The sequence below is a fragment of the Teichococcus coralli genome, from assembly GCF_009829925.1.
Classification (GTDB): Bacteria; Pseudomonadota; Alphaproteobacteria; order Acetobacterales; family Acetobacteraceae; genus Pseudoroseomonas; species Pseudoroseomonas coralli.
The window spans coordinates 17,862-33,491 of sequence record NZ_SNVJ01000025.1; the positions used below are offsets into that span (position 1 = coordinate 17,862).

At 72.8% G+C, this 15,630-nt stretch carries 14 protein-coding genes; 12 read left to right on the forward strand and 2 right to left on the reverse strand.

The window, feature by feature from the left end:
- The first annotated feature begins 18 nt into the window (after positions 1–18).
- The gene (locus tag E0493_RS20200; RefSeq protein WP_160939072.1) at positions 19–1,182 is read left to right on the forward strand and encodes a patatin-like phospholipase family protein; all 1,164 of its coding nucleotides are present in this window, start codon (positions 19–21) and stop codon (positions 1,180–1,182) included.
- Between the two features lie 149 nt (positions 1,183–1,331).
- Here the strand turns inward: E0493_RS20200 and E0493_RS20205 are convergent, their stop codons facing one another.
- Positions 1,332–3,638, reverse strand: coding sequence for a molybdopterin guanine dinucleotide-containing S/N-oxide reductase (locus tag E0493_RS20205; RefSeq protein ID WP_202397244.1), 2,307 nt, complete (start codon positions 3,636–3,638; stop codon positions 1,332–1,334).
- A 189-nt stretch (positions 3,639–3,827) separates the two neighbouring features.
- Between E0493_RS20205 and E0493_RS20210 the strand changes: the two genes are divergently transcribed.
- The 7 genes from E0493_RS20210 to E0493_RS20240 all read left to right on the forward strand — a co-directional run bounded on the left by E0493_RS20210 (position 3,828) and on the right by E0493_RS20240 (position 9,898).
- Positions 3,828–4,289: a YccF domain-containing protein gene (locus E0493_RS20210; RefSeq protein WP_367614556.1), complete on the forward strand. Its 462-nt coding sequence runs from the start codon at positions 3,828–3,830 to the stop codon at positions 4,287–4,289.
- 13 nt (positions 4,290–4,302) lie between these two features.
- Positions 4,303–5,565 carry a flavin monoamine oxidase family protein gene (locus E0493_RS20215; RefSeq protein ID WP_160939075.1) on the forward strand — a complete coding sequence of 421 codons (1,263 nt, stop codon included), beginning with the start codon at positions 4,303–4,305 and terminating at the stop codon, positions 5,563–5,565.
- Positions 5,566–5,625: 60 nt separating this feature from the next.
- Complete coding sequence (locus tag E0493_RS20220; protein WP_202397245.1) at positions 5,626–6,723, forward strand: ABC transporter permease; 1,098 nt, start codon at positions 5,626–5,628, stop codon at positions 6,721–6,723.
- Positions 6,723–7,514: an ABC transporter ATP-binding protein gene (locus tag E0493_RS20225; protein WP_160939077.1), complete on the forward strand. Its 792-nt coding sequence runs from the start codon at positions 6,723–6,725 to the stop codon at positions 7,512–7,514. The genes E0493_RS20220 and E0493_RS20225 overlap by 1 nt, the downstream gene beginning before the upstream one ends.
- 3 nt (positions 7,515–7,517) lie before the next feature.
- Positions 7,518–8,534 (forward strand): MlaD family protein, encoded by a 1,017-nt coding sequence (locus tag E0493_RS20230; RefSeq protein WP_160939078.1) that lies wholly within the window; start codon positions 7,518–7,520, stop codon positions 8,532–8,534.
- Positions 8,535–8,553: 19 nt separating this feature from the next.
- Complete coding sequence (locus tag E0493_RS20235; RefSeq protein WP_160939079.1) at positions 8,554–9,156, forward strand: ABC-type transport auxiliary lipoprotein family protein; 603 nt, start codon at positions 8,554–8,556, stop codon at positions 9,154–9,156.
- A gap of 127 nt (positions 9,157–9,283) precedes the next feature.
- On the forward strand, positions 9,284–9,898 hold the full coding sequence (locus tag E0493_RS20240; protein ID WP_160939080.1) for a hypothetical protein: 615 nt from the start codon (positions 9,284–9,286) through the stop codon (positions 9,896–9,898).
- Positions 9,899–10,040: 142 nt separating this feature from the next.
- Here E0493_RS20240 and E0493_RS20245 read toward each other — a convergent pair whose 3' ends face one another.
- A complete protein-coding gene (locus tag E0493_RS20245) occupies positions 10,041–11,027 on the reverse strand; it encodes a Bug family tripartite tricarboxylate transporter substrate binding protein (protein WP_160939081.1) in 987 nt (328 codons plus the stop codon).
- Between the two features lie 128 nt (positions 11,028–11,155).
- On the opposite strand from E0493_RS20245, the gene E0493_RS20250 reads away from it, so the two are divergent.
- The 4 genes from E0493_RS20250 (at position 11,156) to E0493_RS20265 (ending at position 15,625) form a co-directional block, all read left to right on the forward strand.
- A complete protein-coding gene (locus E0493_RS20250) occupies positions 11,156–12,826 on the forward strand; it encodes a formate--tetrahydrofolate ligase (RefSeq protein WP_160939082.1) in 1,671 nt (556 codons plus the stop codon).
- Between the two features lie 157 nt (positions 12,827–12,983).
- The gene (locus E0493_RS20255) at positions 12,984–14,168 is read left to right on the forward strand and encodes a tetratricopeptide repeat protein (protein ID WP_268894137.1); all 1,185 of its coding nucleotides are present in this window, start codon (positions 12,984–12,986) and stop codon (positions 14,166–14,168) included.
- A gap of 684 nt (positions 14,169–14,852) precedes the next feature.
- Positions 14,853–15,281 carry a flagellar biosynthesis repressor FlbT gene (locus tag E0493_RS20260; RefSeq protein ID WP_160939083.1) on the forward strand — a complete coding sequence of 143 codons (429 nt, stop codon included), beginning with the start codon at positions 14,853–14,855 and terminating at the stop codon, positions 15,279–15,281.
- A 56-nt stretch (positions 15,282–15,337) separates the two neighbouring features.
- The gene (locus E0493_RS20265) at positions 15,338–15,625 is read left to right on the forward strand and encodes a flagellar biosynthesis regulator FlaF (RefSeq protein WP_268894138.1); all 288 of its coding nucleotides are present in this window, start codon (positions 15,338–15,340) and stop codon (positions 15,623–15,625) included.
- Positions 15,626–15,630: the final 5 nt, after the last annotated feature.

A 15,630-nucleotide genomic window follows, 5' to 3' on the forward strand; every position in this document is an offset into this window, starting at 1 on the left:
TGCCAAGGAGACCTGCCGATGGACCTGCCATCCTCCGCCCCCCGCGGCGCCCCCCGCGGCGCCCGCCCGCAGGAAGCCTGGCGGCCCGGAGGGTGCCGCAGCAACGCGCTGATCCTCCAGGGAGGCGGGGCGCTGGGCGCCTACCAGGCCGGCGTCTATGAGGCGATGGCCGAGGCCGGCATGGCGCTGGACTGGGTGGCCGGGGTGTCGATCGGCGCGGTCAACGGCGCGCTGATCGCCGGCAACGCGCCGGAGCGCCGGGTGGCGGCGCTGCGGACCTTCTGGGAGCGCATCACCAACGAGCGCATCTGGAACGTCCTGCCCGATGGCGACCTGTTCCGGCAGTGGCGGCACGAGGCCTCGGCCTTGCTGACCATGTTGCGGGGCCAGCCGGGCTTCTTCGAACCCAACCTGCCGAACCCCTGGTTCTCGCTGCCCGGCGCGCGCACCGCCACGGCCTTCTACAACAATGGGCCGCTGCGCCAGACCCTGCGCGAGCTGGTGGACTTCGACCGGCTGAACGACGGCGGCATCCGCTTCTCCGTCGGCGCGGTCAACGTCGCCAGCGGCAACTTCACCTATTTCGACAATGCCCATATGCGCATCACGGAGGAGCACATCATGGCCTCCGGCGCGCTGCCACCCTCGCTGCCCATGGTCCGCATCGGCACCGACTACTTCTGGGATGGCGGCATCGTCTCCAACACGCCCCTGCATCACCTGCTGGAGAACCTCGAGGGCAATACGCTGGCCTTCCAGGTGGACCTGTTCAGCGCGCGGGGGCGGGTGCCGCGTTCCATGCCGGCGGTGCTCTCGCGCGAGAAGGACATCCGCTACAGCAGCCGCACCCGCTTCGTGACCGACCAGTACCGCCGGATCCGCGAGCTTGAGGTGGAGCTCAGGCGGGCGCTGGAGCAGATCCCCGAGCAGCAGCTCGATGCCGGGCAGCGCAAGGCCAAGGAGCGGCTGGAGCGTCTGCCGGAGGTGGTCATCCTGCACCTGATCTATCAGCAGCAGGCGCATGAGGGGCAGGCGAAGGACTACGAGTTCTCCACCACCGCCATGCACGAGCACTGGCGGAGCGGACTGGAGGATACCCGCGCCACCCTGCTGCACGACGAATGGCTGGCCATGCCGCCCCCTGGCAGCGGCATCCAGGTGCATGACGTGCACCGGGCATGACGTGCGCCGGGCATGAAGCAAGGTCGGGGGAATGAATCCCCCCGAAGCTCCCTTCTTTTTCCTGTCAGCCTGGGACTGCGCTTCCCGCCCGCGCGGGAGACCCGAAGAAAAAGGATGGGGGCCTGGGGGAATTCGTTCCCCCAGGCTTCTTACCCCTCCGCCGGTGGGTCCCAGGCGCGGATCGGCGGCAGGTTGCCGGTGAATTTCTCCACCTCCAGCGTGGTGAGCTGCCCCGTGCAGCCCTGCGCCAGCCGCGAGGTGCCCGCGTCGCGCGTCAGCACGTTGGGGTTGCCGTGCACGCAGAGCGGGTTGTCCTCCGCCGGGTCGGCCGGGTCGTACCAGGCGCCGGTGGCAAGCTGCACCACGCCGGGGCTCACCACCTCGCTCAGCGCCGCCGAGGCCAGGCAGGCGCCGCGCGCGTTGAACAGCCGCACGATGTCGCCCTCGGCGATGCCGCGCGCTTCCGCATCGCGCGGATGGATGCGCATCACCTCGCGGCCGCGCCGCTTGGAATCGGCGCTGGTGCCGCCGAAGTCGAGCTGGCTGTGCAGCCGCGTCCAGGGCTGGTTGGCCACCAGCCAGAGTGGGCGCTCCGCGGCCGGCGCCTCCTGCGGCGCCAGCCAGGCGGGGTGGCCGGGGCAGTCGTCGTAGCCGAAGCCGGCGATGGTCTCGGAGAAGATCTCCACCTTGCCGGAGGGGGTGGAAAGCGGCTCGCCCTCGGGGTCGTTGTGAAAGGCGCGCAGCGGGCCGCCATCATCCGGGTTCTGCGGCAGGGCCAGCTCGCCCAGGGCCCAGAACTCCTCGAAGGAAGGGGCGGGGTCGCCGCGCTCGGCCAGGGCGGCGCGGGTGCGCTCATACAGGTGGCGCAGCCAGCCGCGCGCGTCGCGCCCCTCGGTGAATTCCTCGCGCTTGCCCAGGCGCTCGGCCAGGTCGGCGAAGATGCTGTAGTCGTCGCGCGCCTCGGCATAGGGCTCGGCGAGCCGGTGCATGGCGATCAGCAGCGGGTCGGTGGTCTGGCCGCCGATGTCCTCGCGCTCCAGCGTCATGGTGCAGGGGAGCACGATGTCGGCATGCTTGGCCGTGGCGGTCCAGGAGGTCTCGTGCACCACCAGCGTGTCCACCTGCGCGAAGGCGCGGCGCAGGCGGGCGAGGTCCTGGTGGTGGTGGAAGGGGTTGCCACCCGCCCAGTAGACCAGCCGGATGTCGGGATAGGTCAGTTTCTGCCCGTTGTAGTCGAAGGGCTGGCCGGGGTTCAGCAGCAGGTCGCTGATGCGCGCCACGGGAATGAAGTCCGGCACGCCGTTGCGGCCCTGCGGCAGCGAGGCGACCGGCACCGCGTTGAACCGCCTGCCGTAATGCGCGATGGCGCCCAGCGCGTAGTTGTAGCCGCCGCCGGGCAGGCCGAGCTGGCCCAGCATCGCCGCCAGCACGATCGCCATCCAGACGGGCTGCTCGCCATGCTCGGCGCGCTGCAGGGAATGCGCCATGCTGATCAGCGTGCGCGTCGCCGCCGCGTCGCGGGCGAGCTGGGCGATGGTCTCGGCGGGGATGCCGCAGATGGCGGCGGCCCAGGCGGCGTCCTTCGGCTGTCCGTCGGCCTGGCCCGTCAGGTAGGGTTCGAACTTCTCCCAGCCCGTGCAACGGCTGGCCAGGAAAGCGCGGTCGTGCAGCCCCTCGGCCACCAGCGTGTGGGCCATGCCCAGCATCATCGCGGTGTCGGTGCCGGGGGTGATGGTGAGCCACTCGGCGCGCGCCTCCTCCGGCAGGTCGTCGCGCAGCGGGCCGATCAGCACGAAGCGGCAGCCGCGCTCGGCGGCGGCCTTCATCGAGCCGCGCTCGATGTGGCGGCTGACGCCGCCCGACGCCACCGCGCTGTTCTTCACCGCCATGCCGCCGAAGGAGAGGCAGAGGCCGGTATGCTCGACGATCTGCTCCCAGGTGACGTTGTGCTTCGTCATCTCCTCGTAGTTGCCGAGGATGTGCGGGATGATCACCGCCGAGGCGCCGGCGCTGTAGCTGTTGACCGAGCGGACATAGCCGCCGAGCGCGACGTTTAGGAAGCGGTGCACCTGGCTCTGCGCGTGGTGGAAGCGCCCGGCGGAGGACCAGCCATAGGAGCCGCCGAAGATGGCGCGCGGCCCGTGCGCGTCGCGCACCCGCGCCAGCTCGCCGGCCAGCAGGTCCAGCGCCTTTTGCCAGGAAACGGGGACGAACTCGTCCCGCCCGCGCGCGCTGTCCGGCCCCGGGCCGCGCTCCAGCCAGCCGCGCCGCACCATTGGCCGGGCGATGCGCGCCTTGTGCCGCAGGGCGGCGGCGAAGTTGCCGAGGATGGGGGAGGGATCGGGGTCGGCGGGATGCGGCTCGACCACCAGCGTGTCGCCCTGCCAGCCCGCGCGGAACGCACCCCAGTGCGAGGAATGGGGCTTCAGCGCCCCCGCAGCCGTCTGCTTCGCCATGTCCATCCTTCCCGCGGTCGAACCGGCACTGTGCGGCGGGATGCCGGCGCTGTCATCCACCGATGCTCGCCTTTGCGGCCGAGGCCCTGTATCGGCTCCCTTCGGGAAGACCCCTTTCGGGAGTTGGTCCCGGACAAGCAACCCCGGGCGGCCGGGCGGCATTCAGCCGTGAGGCGAGAGGAGAGCGAAGTGGCGCTGCTGCTGAACATCCTGTGGAACGTGCCGGGGCTCGGCTTCATCCCGGCGCTGCTGTGGCTGCTGGCGGCGGGGATCATGGCGATCACGGTGATCGGCCTGCCCTGGGCGCGCGCCTGCCTGATGATGGCCAGCTACAGCTTCGCCCCCTTCGGCCGCCGGCTCGTCTCCACCGAGGACCTGAACGGCTTCGGCACCATCGGCTCCGGCCCGCTGGGCTGGCTGGCCAACCTGATCTGGTTCGTGCTGGCCGGCGTCTGGCTCTGCCTTTCCCACCTGACGCTGGCGGTGAGCACCGCCGTCACCATCATCGGCCTGCCCTTCGCCTGGGCGCATCTGAAGCTCGCCGCCGCCTCGCTCCTCCCGGTGGGCAAGCGGGTGGTGCCCAACGCGGTGGCCGACGCCGCCGAACTCTCCGGCGGCCGGGCGGCTCGGGACCGGGGGCGGCGCGACTGACGGCGCGGCCCCGGTGAGCAGTCCCGACATCCTGGTGGTCGGCGCCGGCGCGGCGGGCATCGCGGCGGCGCGGGCGGTGCTGCGCGCCGGGCGCACGGTGCAGGTGCTGGAGGCGCGCGAACGGCCCGGCGGCCGCGCCTGGACCGACAGCACGACGCTCGGCGCCCCCTTCGACCTTGGCGCCACCTGGCTGCACCAGGCCGGCGAGAACCCGCTCACCCCGCTGGCGGCCGGCCTGGAGCCCTTCGACCACGACGCGGTGCGCCGGCATGTCTGCTTCCTCGACGGCCGCCTCGCCACGGAGGCGGAGATGGCGGACTACGACACCGCCTATGCCGCCTTCCACCCGCGGCTGCAGGCCGCCCTGGCGACCGCCCCGCGGGACGCCTCCGCCGCCGACGACGCCCCGCGCGGCGGCTTCTGGGACGCCACGGTGGCGCATTGGGAAGGGCCGGTGATCGCCGCCGCGCCGCTCGCCGCGATGGACCTGCGGGATTTCATGGCCACCCAGCTCGGCGGCCCCAACCTGCTGCTGCCGGGCGGCATCGGCGGCCTGCTGGCGGGCCTCGCCGCGGGTCTTCCCATCGCCTGTGGCGCGGTCGTCGAGCGGCTGCGCTGGGGCGAAGCGGAGGGCGTGGTGGCGGAGGGCGGCTTCGGCCGGGTCGCGGCCCGGGCGGCCATCGTCACCCTGCCCACCGCCGTGCTGGCAGCCGGCGGGGTGCGCTTCGACCCCGCCCTGCCGCCGGCCACCGAACAGGCCTTCCACGACCTGCCGCTGGGCCTTCTGACCAAGCTCGGGCTGCGCGCCGCCGGCGATGACCGGCTGAACCTCGGCCCCTTCACCGGGCTTGAGCGGCGCGTCTCGCGGGAGGACGAAACGGCGATGACCTTTATCGCCTGGCCCTTCGGGCGGGACCACCTGATGGGCTTCCTGGGTGGCGAGGCTGCCTGGGCGCTGGAGCGGGAGGGAGAGGCGGCGCTGACGGATTTCGCCTTCGCCGAGCTGCGCCGCGCCTATGGCGGCCGGGCCGATCGCGCCCTGCGCCGCGCGGGGGCGCTGGCCAGCCGCTGGGGCGGCGATCCCTTCGCGCGCGGTGCCTATTCCCATGCCCGCCCGGGGCGTGCCGGGGCGCGGCTTGACCTGGCCGCGCCGCTGGCCGGCGGGCGGCTCTGCTTCGCCGGAGAAGCCTGCCATCCACGCTTCGCCGGCACGGTCGGTGGCGCATGGGTCACCGGGGAGGCTGCCGCCCGGGCCGCCCTCGCAACCCAGTCATGAACGGAGGGTTGATGGACGAGGGGTTAAACTTGCGCCATCGCTGCCCAGATGCAGCCACCGATGAGTGACACAGTGGAACAGGCGGGCTTCGAGCGCGACGGCGAGACGCTGCGCCTGCGCGGCGCGCTGGTGACGCGCCAGGTCGGGTCGATCTGGGAGGCGGTGGAGAAGGCGGCGCGCGGCGCGCGGCGGCTCGACCTCTCGGCCGTCTCCAGCCTGGACACCACCGGCGCCGCCCTGGTGCTGCGGAGCGCCGAGGTCGCGGAAGGCGCGGCGGTCGAGGGCGCCAGCAAGCCAGTGGCGGCCGTGATGGATCGCGCCCGCGCCGCCCTGGCCGCGCCCCGCCCCGCCGCAGGCGACGCCCGTCTGCCTTTCGTGGCGGGGGTCGGCGCCTGGGGCGTCGGCCTGGTGAAACGGCTGCTGGTTTCCACCGGCTTCATCGGCGAGACGGCGGTGATGGGCGCGGCGGTGCTCGCCCACCCGCGCCGGCTTCGCTTCAACGACCTGCTGCGCCACCTCGACGAGGCCGGGCTGCGCGCCTTCCCGCTGACCCTGCTGCTCGGCACGCTGATCGGCGTCATCCTCGCCTTCCAGTCCTCCGTCCCGATGCGGCAGTTCGGCGCCGAGATCTACATCCCGCCGCTGGTCGGCATCTCGCTGGTGCGGGAGCTGGGGCCGCTGGTGGCCGCCATCATCCTGGCCGGCCGCACCGGCTCGGCCTTCGCGGCCGAGCTCGGCACCATGACGGTGAACGAGGAGATCGACGCGCTGCGCATCATGGGGGTGGACCCCATGGCCATGCTGGTGCTGCCCCGCCTTGTCGCGGCGATGGCGGTGATGCCGGTGCTCAGCCTGCTGATGGACCTCTCCGGCCTGCTCGGCATGGGCGTGGTGATGGGCACGCTGGGCTTCCCGCCGGCGCTGGTGATCAACCAGTTGCAGCAATGGCTGACGCTGGGCGGGCTGGTCGGCGGCCTCGGCAAGTCGATCATCTTCGGCCTGGCGATCGCCGGCATCGGCTGCCGCTCGGGCCTCTCCGCCGGGCGCGGGCCGCGCGCGGTGGGCGACGCGGCGACCGCCGCCGTGGTCGGCGGCATCGTCGCCACGGTGGTGCTCGACGGGCTCTTCGCGGTGCTCTTCTACCGGCTGGGCTGGTGATGGCGGACGCCCCGGAAGCCACCGACATCCACCGCACCCGGGTCGAGAACCCGGTGGTGGAGGCGCGCGGCCTCACCATGGCCTTCGGCAGCACCGTGCTGTTCCGCGACGTCACCTTCCAGGTGGCGGGAGGCGAGGTCTTCGTCATCCTCGGCGGCTCGGGCTGCGGCAAGTCCACCCTGCTGAAGCTGCTGATCGGCCTCTACCGGCCGAGCGAGGGCGCGATCCACATCCTCGGCGAGGACATGGAGGCGGCGCAGGGCGCGGCGCGGCGGCAATTGCTGTCGCGCATCGGCGTGATGTGGCAGTCCGGCGCGCTGTTCGGCTCGATGACGCTGCTGGAGAACGTGATGCTGCCACTGGAGGAGCATACCCGCCTGCCGCGCGCGGCGCGGGAGGAGGTGGCGCGGGTCAAGCTCGGCCTGGTTGGCCTGTCGGACGCCGCCAACCGCCTGCCGGCCGAGATCTCGGGCGGCATGGCCAAGCGCGCCGGCATCGCCCGCGCCATGGCGCTCGACCCCTCCGTGCTGTTCCTCGACGAGCCCTCGGCGGGGCTCGACCCGATCACCTCGGCGGGGCTGGATCAGCTCATCAAGGACCTGGCGCGCGACCTCGGCACCACCTTCGTGGTGGTGACGCACGAGTTGCAGAGCATCCTGGCCATCGGCGACCGCTGCATCATGCTGGACAAGCAGGCCAAGGGCATGATCGCCGAGGGCGACCCGCGGCGCTTACGCGACCACGCGACGCACCCCACGGTGCGCGCCTTCTTCCGCCGGGAGGCGGCCTGAACCATGCCCACACATCGCGGCCTCTATGTGCGCATCGGCGCGCTGATCCTGGTCGGGCTGGGGCTCGGCCTCGGCTTCCTGCTGTTTCTCACCGGCGGTGGCTTCGGCCGCCAGAGCATGATCTTCGAGACCTACCTGCGCGAGAGCGTCACCGGGCTGGAGGTGGGCGCTCCCGTGCGCTACCGCGGCGTGCAGGTGGGGCAGGTCAGCAAGGTCGGGCTGGTCAACGCGGAATACCCGCCGACCAACCGCAATGCCGCCGTGGAAGCCTTTCAGCTCGTGCTGGTGCGCCTCGCCCTCGACACCGAGAAGGCCACCATGGACGATCCGAAGCAGGTGGAGCGGGCCGTGGAGCGCGGCCTGCGCGCGCGGCTGGCCACCCAGGGGATCACCGGCGTCGCCTATATCGAGCTGGACTTCGTCAACCCGGAGCGGTTTCCGGGGCGCGACGTGCCCTGGGCGCCGGCCTATCCGGTGATCCCCGCCATCCCCTCCACCGTGGCCCAGGTGCAGAATGCGGCGGAGACCATTCTCGCCCGCATCCAGCAGGCGCCGCTGGAGGAACTGCTGAACGACGTGACGGCGGTGGTCTCCGCCGTGCGCGGGCAGGTGGAGAGCGGCGACCTCGCTCATGCTTTCACCGAGGCCGCCGCCATGCTGGGCGCCGTGCGCCAGGCGGTGACGCAGTCCGACATCCCGGCCACCGTGGCGGAACTGCGCGGCGCGGCCGCCGACCTGCGCGCCCTGCTGGGCAGCGCCGAGACAAAGGCGGCGCTGGCCAGCGCGCGCGCCGCCGCCGACGACCTGCGCGAAAGCCTGAGCCGCCTGCCCGCCGTGATCAACGCGCTGGAGCAGGCCGCCCGGTCGGCCCGCAATACCACCCAGAGCACCACCGCCGACCTGGTGCCGCTGCTGCGCGACCTGCGCGCGACGGTGGGCAACCTGCGCGACACGACGGAGGCGTTGCGGCGCGCTCCGGGCCAGGTGCTGTTCGGCGCGCCGCCGCCGCCCAACCGCTGATCCCCCGAAGGGAAGTCCCATGCGCCGCCGCCTGCTCCTGCTTACGCTCCCGACGCTCGCCGCCTGCTCGGTGCTGCCGGAATACCCTTATGTCGAGGTGAAGCGCTTCCCGCTTGCGCCGCGGCGCGAGGCGCCGCCGGCGCGTGGCGGCCACAAGCGGGTGCTGCTGGTGCGGCTGATGCGGGCCTCGCCGGCGCTCGATACCCGCGGCCTGCGCAGCCTGCGGCCCGACGGCACCGAGGCGGTGGATTTCTACGCCGAATGGACGGCACCGCCGGCCGAGCTGGCGGAGGAGGCGCTGCGCCGCTGGCTCACCGCTTCAGGCCTGTTCGCCGCGGTGGTCACGCCGGGCAGCCGGGCGCAGGCCGACCTGATCCTGGAGTCGGAGCTGACCGCCCTGCTGGCCGATCTCGGCCGCGGCGAGGCGCGGGCGGGGCTTTCCGCCGTGGTGCTGCGCGAGAGTGGCGACAACAGCCGTATCCTGGCGCAGCTTTCCATCACCGGCACCGCGCCGCTGCCGCCGGAGCGTCCGCTGCCGCCGGAAGCCGTCGCGGCGGGCATCAACGCCGCCTTCGCCGCGGCGCTGCGTCAGCTCGAAAGCCAGCTCGCCCGCTTTGCCTGAGAAAGGAGGCACATTTACACTTCGGCAAGCATCGTCCCAGTAATCTCAAAAAATGGAACGACGAGACGGTTGGACCGCCGCATGAGACATTCGGAATGGGCTGGGTGCATGACAGGCGAAGCTGCGCATGCCGCCCGCTAGAGCCGCCGACCCCTGGAGCGAGGTGTGGGACGCCTATGAGGCCCGTCAATCCGTCCCGCTCCCCGCACCCGCGGCCCCTGCGCCGGAACAAGTGCCGCCGCCGGCCCAGCCCCGCCGCCGTGGCCGGCTGTTGCTGGCGGGTGGCCTGGCACTGGGCGCGATCGGCCTTTCCGGCCCGGCGCAGCCACTGCTCGGCATGGCGGGACTGGCGCTCTGGCGGGATGCTCCGGCGCTGCTGCGCCGGCTGGATCTGCCTTCCGGCCTGCCGCCGCCTTCCTTGGCGACGACGTCGGCGTCCGGCGGAGTGGAGGCGGAGCGCTATCTCGCCGGGCTGACGGGGGCCGTGATGGAAGGCTGGGGCGATCCCGTGGCGCTGCGCCGGATGGTGCAGGCGCGCCAGGCCCTGCCGCCGCTGCGGGATGGCGCGTTGCGGCCGCTGGAGGCGGTGCGCCGCCTGCGCCCGCTCGGCTGGGGGCGGGTACGGGTGGAGATCGGGCCGGCACAGGGACCCGGCGGCCTTGGCTTCGACCTTGCCTGGCACGCCGGCGGCTGGCGGGTGACCCGCCTTCAACTGCTGGACCCGCCGGAAGGCCCGGCCTGAGGGTGGGGAGGGGCGCTCCGCCCCTCCCGCGCCTTTCAGAAGCGATGGCGCCCCGCCGCGCCGTTCAGAAGCGATGGCGCCCCGCCGCGCCGTCAAAACCGCACGTTGGGGCCGCATCTTGGGGCCGCACCTGGACGGCCGGTCAGTCCGCGGTGATGCCGGCGGTCTGGATCACCTTGCGCCAGCGCTCGATCTCGGCGCGCTGGAACTTGCCGTATTCCTCGGGGCTGTTGGCCACCACCGTCATGCCGATCTGCTCCAGGCGCGGCCGCACCTCGGGGTGGAGCAGCGCCTCGGTGGCGGCGGCATGGATCCGCTGCTGCAACCCGGGCGGCAGGCCGGCCGGCGCCATCAGCGCCTGCCAGCTGGTGATGACGAAGTCGTCGAGTCCCGCCTCGGCCGCCGTGGGCACGTCGGGCAGCACCGGGTGCCGCTTCGAATCCGTGATCATCAGCGCGCGCAGGCGGCCACCCTCGATATGGCCGGCGACGGTGCCGAGGTTCTGGAAGGACATCTGCACGTTGCCGGCGATCAGGTCGGTCGCCGCCGCCGCGCCGCCGCGATAGGGCACATGCGCCACGTCCACCCCGGTGCGCTGCTTGAACAGCTCGGTGGTCATCTGGTCGGAGGAGCCGACGCCGCTGGTGGAATAGGACGCCTTGCCGGGATTGGCCTTCAGCCAGGTGACCAGCTCGGCGGTGGTCTTCACCGGAACCTTGTCCGGGTTCACCACCAGCACGTTCGGCATGCTGACGGCGAGGGTGATGGGGGTGAAGTCCTTCACCGGGTCGTAGCCCAGCTCCGGCCGCAGCGCCGCGTTGATGGCGTAGACGCCAATCGAGCCGATCATCAGCGTGTGCCCGTCCGGCTCGGCGCGGGCGAGCAGGCGGCCGGCCACCTCGCCATTGGCGCCGGCGCGGTTCTCCGCCACCACCGGCTGGCCGACGGTCTGGCTCATGCGGTTGGCGATGGCGCGGGCGACGATGTCGCTGGGTCCGCCGGCCACGAAGGGCACCAGCATGGTGACCGGCCGGTTCGGCCAGGCAGCCTGGGCGCGGGCCGTGCGGAGGGCCGGAAGGGCCAGCGCGGCCCCGGCCAGCGGAGCGCCCAGCAGCGTGCGGCGATGCATGAAGATTTCCTCTCTGCAATGTTCTTGTCAGACAACGTGACATGGGACGGCGAGGCTTGCCAATCCCCGCGGCGGCTTGCCGCTTCGCGGGCACGACGATAAGCCGCGTGCAGCAGCAGGATGACCTCATGGCGACGGACCTCGACATCGCCCGCGCGGCGAAGCTCCTCCCGATCGGCGAGATCGCCGCGCGCGCGGGAATTCCCGACGAGGCGCTGGAGCCCTATGGCCGCTACAAGGCCAAGATCGGCCTCGACTTCGTGGCGGCGCAGCGGGAGCGGCCACAGGGCGCGCTGGTGCTGGTGACGGGCATCAGCCCGACCGCCGCCGGCGAGGGCAAGACCACCACCACCATCGGCCTGGGCGACGCGCTGAACGCGCTCGGCACCCGCACCATGATCTGCCTGCGAGAGCCCTCGCTCGGCCCCTGCTTCGGCGTGAAGGGCGGCGCGACGGGCGGCGGCCGCGCGCAGGTGGCGCCGATGGAGGAGATCAACCTCCACTTCACCGGCGACTTCCACGCCATCACCTCCGCCAACAACCTGCTGGCGGCGATGGTGGACAACCACCTCTACTGGGGCAACGAGCTCGGTCTCGACGCGCGCCGCATCGCCTGGCGCCGCGCGGTGGACATGAACGACCGCGCGCTGCGCTCGATCAACGCCGCGCTGGGCGGCGTGGCGAACGGCTTCCCGCGCGAGGACGGCTTCGACATCACCGTCGCCTCCGAGGTGATGGCGGTGTTCTGCCTGGCGCGCGACCTCGACGACCTGCGCGCGCGGCTCGGCCGCATCATCGTCGGCCAGACGCGGGACGGGCGGAACGTCACCGCGCACGACCTGAAGGCCGACGGCGCCATGGCGGCGCTGCTGCGCGACGCGCTGGCGCCCAACCTCGTGCAGACGCTCGACGGCTCGCCGGCGCTGGTGCATGGCGGCCCCTTCGCCAACATCGCGCATGGCTGCAACAGCGTGATGGCGACGCGGCTCGGCCTGCGGCTGGCCGACGTGGTGGTGACCGAGGCCGGCTTCGGCGCCGACCTCGGCGCGGAGAAGTTCCTCGACATCAAGTGCCGCGCCGCCGGCCTCGCGCCTTCCGCCTGCGTGGTCGTCGCCACGGTGCGGGCGTTGAAGATGCACGGCGGCGTCGCGAAGTCGGCGCTCGGCACCGAGGATGTCGCGGCGGTGAAGCGCGGCATCGCCAACCTGGCGCGGCATGTGCAGAACATGCAGAAGTTCGGCCTGCCCGTGGTGGTGGCGCTGAACCGCTTCACCGGCGACACCGAGGCCGAGATCGCCGCGGTGCGGCAGGCGATGGCGAAGCTCGGCACCGAGGCCATCCTCTGCACCCACTGGGGCGAGGGCGCGGCCGGCGCGGCGGACCTCGCGCGTGCCGTGCAGGCGCTGGTGGCCGGCGGCAGCGCGCGGTTCGAGCCGCTCTATTCCGACCATCTCTCGCTGGCCGGCAAGATCGAGACGGTGGCGCGCGAGATCTACCACGCCGGCGGCGTGGCCATTCCGCCGCCGGTCGCCGCGAAGCTGCGCCGCTTCGAGGAGCAGGGCTTCGGCCATGTGCCGGTCTGCATCGCCAAGACGCAGTATTCCTTCAGCGCCGACCCCAGCCTGATGGGCGCGCCGGAGGGCCACGTGCTGCCCCTGCGCGAGGTGCGGCTCTCCGCGGGGGCGGGCTTCGTCGTCGCCATCGCCGGCGAGATCATGACCATGCCCGGCCTCCCGCGGCACCCGGCGGCGGAAAGCATCGGCCTGGATCCGCAAGGCCGCATCGAGGGCCTGTTCTGAGGCCGCGGCACGGGCGGGAGCGCCCGAACAGGCGCGGAGGCATTGGGTTGCCGGACCGCGCCCCGCCCGGCGCGGCAAGCGGCGCCGTGGCGCGGCGGCTTCGCCGCCATGCCGGTGCCGCCCTTGTTCAGGAGAAAAGGCCCTGACGCCCGAAGCCCTGCTCCGCGAGGCCGTCGCCCGCCACCAGGCCGGCGACCTGGAGGGCGCCGCCGCCCGCTATGAGCGCCTGCTCGCCGTCCGGCCCGATGACGCCAATGCGCTGAACCTGCTGGGCCTGGTGTTCCGCCAGCGCGGCGACCTGCCGCGCGCGCTGGGCCTGATCCGGCGTGCCGTGGCGCTGCAGCCGGCGGCGCCGGTCTTCCTGGCCACGCTGGGCGGCACCCTGGCGGAGGCGGGGCAACTCGCGGCGGCGGTCGAGGCCCTGCGCGCCGCGCTGGCGATCCGCCCGAACGACCCGACCAGCCTGCGCAACCTTGGCCAGGCCTTGTGCGGCCTGGGGCGCTCCGGCGAAGCGCTGGCGCCGCTGCGGCGGGCCGTGGCCCTGGCGCCTGCCGCCGGCGAGGCGCATCTGGCGCTGGCGCATGCCTGCCGGGAGGCCGGGAAGACCGCGGCGGCGGCGGCGGCGGCCCGGGCCGCCCTGCTGCTTCCGAACCTCGCGCCGCAACTGGCCGAGCAGGCGCGCTTCCTCCTGGCCGCGCTTGGCGAGGGCGCGGCGCCGGACCGGGCGCCCGCCACCTATGTGCGCGACCTGTTCGACCAGTATGCGCCGCGCTTCGAGCGCGACCTGGAGGACAAGCTGGCCTATCGCACCCCTGCGGCGCTGGCGGACCTGCTGGCGGAGGCCGGGCTCGCGGCCGACGGCAGCCGCCAAGTGCTTGATCTCGGTTGCGGCACGGGGCTTTCGGGGCGGGCGCTGGCACCCTTCGCGCACCGGCTGGAGGGGGTGGACCTTTCCCCGCGCATGCTGGCCGAGGCGGCGCGGCAGGGCTGCTACGCGGCGCTGCACGAGGCCGACCTGCTGGCCTTCCTGCCCCGCCACCCCGGACAGTTCGACCTGATCGCGGCGGCGGACGTGCTGAACTATCTCGGCGAGCTGCGCCCGGCCCTTGCCGGCATGGCCACGGCGCTGCGGCCAGGCGGATACCTGGCTTTCAGCGTGGAAAGCGGGGCTGGGGACACCTATGCGCTAGGACCGGGCCTCCGCTACCGCCACGACCTGCCCGCGTTGCGCGCGCTTCTCGCCGCGCTCGACCTGCGCATCCTGGCGGAGCGCAGCCTCGTGCTGCGCCAGGAACTGGGGCAGCCGGTGGCCGGTGCCGCCTTTGTGCTGCGCGTCGCCTGAGCATCCGGCGTCTGAAGCGCGTCCATCACCCGCGCGGGGTCCTCGCTGTCGCGGCTCGCCTGGCCTGATCACGCGAATCGTGCTGTCCCACCATGCGTAAAACCTTCGCAGCAGGACGCGAATGCCGCTAAATGGCATCTGCAATCTCTTTTTTAGGAGGCCGCCCTGATTGCTGGACTCCCGCCTCATGCGGTGCTTGCGTGGCGTTGGGCTGGCTGCTCCGGGAATGCTGGCCTGTCTTCCGCATGGCTGAAGGGCCTGCGGCCGGGGGCCGCCACGCCGGGCGGCCTGGAGGGGCGGGGTCGCGGGAACGGTGTGCCGGAGCGCCGGTCCGCCCTGTCGCTTCGCTGGAACGAAGTTCGGGTTGAGCCTCGCGGTTCAGGAAGCGTTAGCCGTTCCGGGCCAGAGTGCCCGGTGTCGCGACATGCGGCGCCCGGCGGTGACGGCCCTTCTCCGGTAGCCAGATCCTCCCCGGCGTGGCCGTCGCTTGAAGCAAGGAGCAGGGCCACCATGCCCTGAACGCTGAGGATCCGAGCCGCTCCACGGCCGCCGCTCCCACACGAGAGGGAGGGCAGCCGGGTGAGCATCCCCGGCCGTTTCCCGTCGCCGTTTGGCGGCGCCGGGGAGCGGCTCCCCCAAGCGGGCGCCGGCATCTGCCGTCCCGCACCGAGAAGCTGCCGAACCATGTCGACGCTTGTGCTCGAACTGCGCCAGGGTGACCTGCTGGTCGTCAACGGAGCGCCCCTCCGCTTCCGCAATCGCGCCCGGGTCGAGCTGACAAGCCGCGCGCGCTTTCTGTTCGGCAAGCAGATCATGAGTCCGGAGGCTGCGACGACGCCGGCCCGGCGCATCTACTTCGCCATCCAGACCGCCTATATCGGGAACGAGGAAGAGCGCGCGCGCGGCCTGGAGCTGGCGCGTGACCTCGCCGGCGAGTTCCACGCCGCGACAACCTCGGCCCAGGCGCGCGAGCTGCTCGACAGCGCCATCGCCGCCGCCGAGCAGGATGAGTGCTATCAGGCGCTGCGGATGATCCGCCGCCTGATCCAGCACGAGGACGCCGCGCTGGCCGGCCTCGACCCCCTGTCCCTCAAGGGGGAGCCGGCGCAGTGATGCCGGCGGGCGCGCGCCGCCCGGTTCCGGCCAGGCCCGTCCCGCCCGGGCAGCGGATGGAGGAGGCGATGCTGTTCCGCCATGCCATCCTGCTGTTGCGACGGGCGCGGGAGAGTGGCGACCCCGTCATGGCCCGCGCGGCGCTGGACGTCACCCGGCGCCTCTGGGAGGCCGTGCTGCTGGCGCTGCATGCTCCCGGCGCCCGCATGCCCTTCCGGCTGCGCCAGGGCCTGGAGACCCTCGGGCAGGCGGTGCTGCGCGAGATCGCCCGGCCGGAGCCCGACTACGACTTCCTGGCCGGCATCAACGAGCAGGTCATGGCCGGGCTCGCACCCCGCCATTGAGCCGC

Bases quoted from the DNA above. Each gene is read 5' to 3' on its own strand.
- E0493_RS20245 (WP_160939081.1), bottom strand. From the start codon at position 11,027: ATGCATCGCCGCACGCTGCTGGGCGCTCCGCTGGCCGGGGCCGCGCTG.
- E0493_RS20225 (WP_160939077.1), top strand. From the start codon at position 6,723: ATGGCGGACGCCCCGGAAGCCACCGACATCCACCGCACCCGGGTCGAG.
- E0493_RS20220 (WP_202397245.1), top strand. From the start codon at position 5,626: ATGAGTGACACAGTGGAACAGGCGGGCTTCGAGCGCGACGGCGAGACG.
- E0493_RS20235 (WP_160939079.1), top strand. From the start codon at position 8,554: ATGCGCCGCCGCCTGCTCCTGCTTACGCTCCCGACGCTCGCCGCCTGC.
- E0493_RS20265 (WP_268894138.1), top strand. From the start codon at position 15,338: ATGGAGGAGGCGATGCTGTTCCGCCATGCCATCCTGCTGTTGCGACGG.
- E0493_RS20260 (WP_160939083.1), top strand. From the start codon at position 14,853: ATGTCGACGCTTGTGCTCGAACTGCGCCAGGGTGACCTGCTGGTCGTC.
- E0493_RS20230 (WP_160939078.1), top strand. From the start codon at position 7,518: ATGCCCACACATCGCGGCCTCTATGTGCGCATCGGCGCGCTGATCCTG.
- E0493_RS20200 (WP_160939072.1), top strand. From the start codon at position 19: ATGGACCTGCCATCCTCCGCCCCCCGCGGCGCCCCCCGCGGCGCCCGC.
- E0493_RS20250 (WP_160939082.1), top strand. From the start codon at position 11,156: ATGGCGACGGACCTCGACATCGCCCGCGCGGCGAAGCTCCTCCCGATC.
- E0493_RS20205 (WP_202397244.1), bottom strand. From the start codon at position 3,638: ATGGCGAAGCAGACGGCTGCGGGGGCGCTGAAGCCCCATTCCTCGCAC.
- E0493_RS20240 (WP_160939080.1), top strand. From the start codon at position 9,284: ATGCCGCCCGCTAGAGCCGCCGACCCCTGGAGCGAGGTGTGGGACGCC.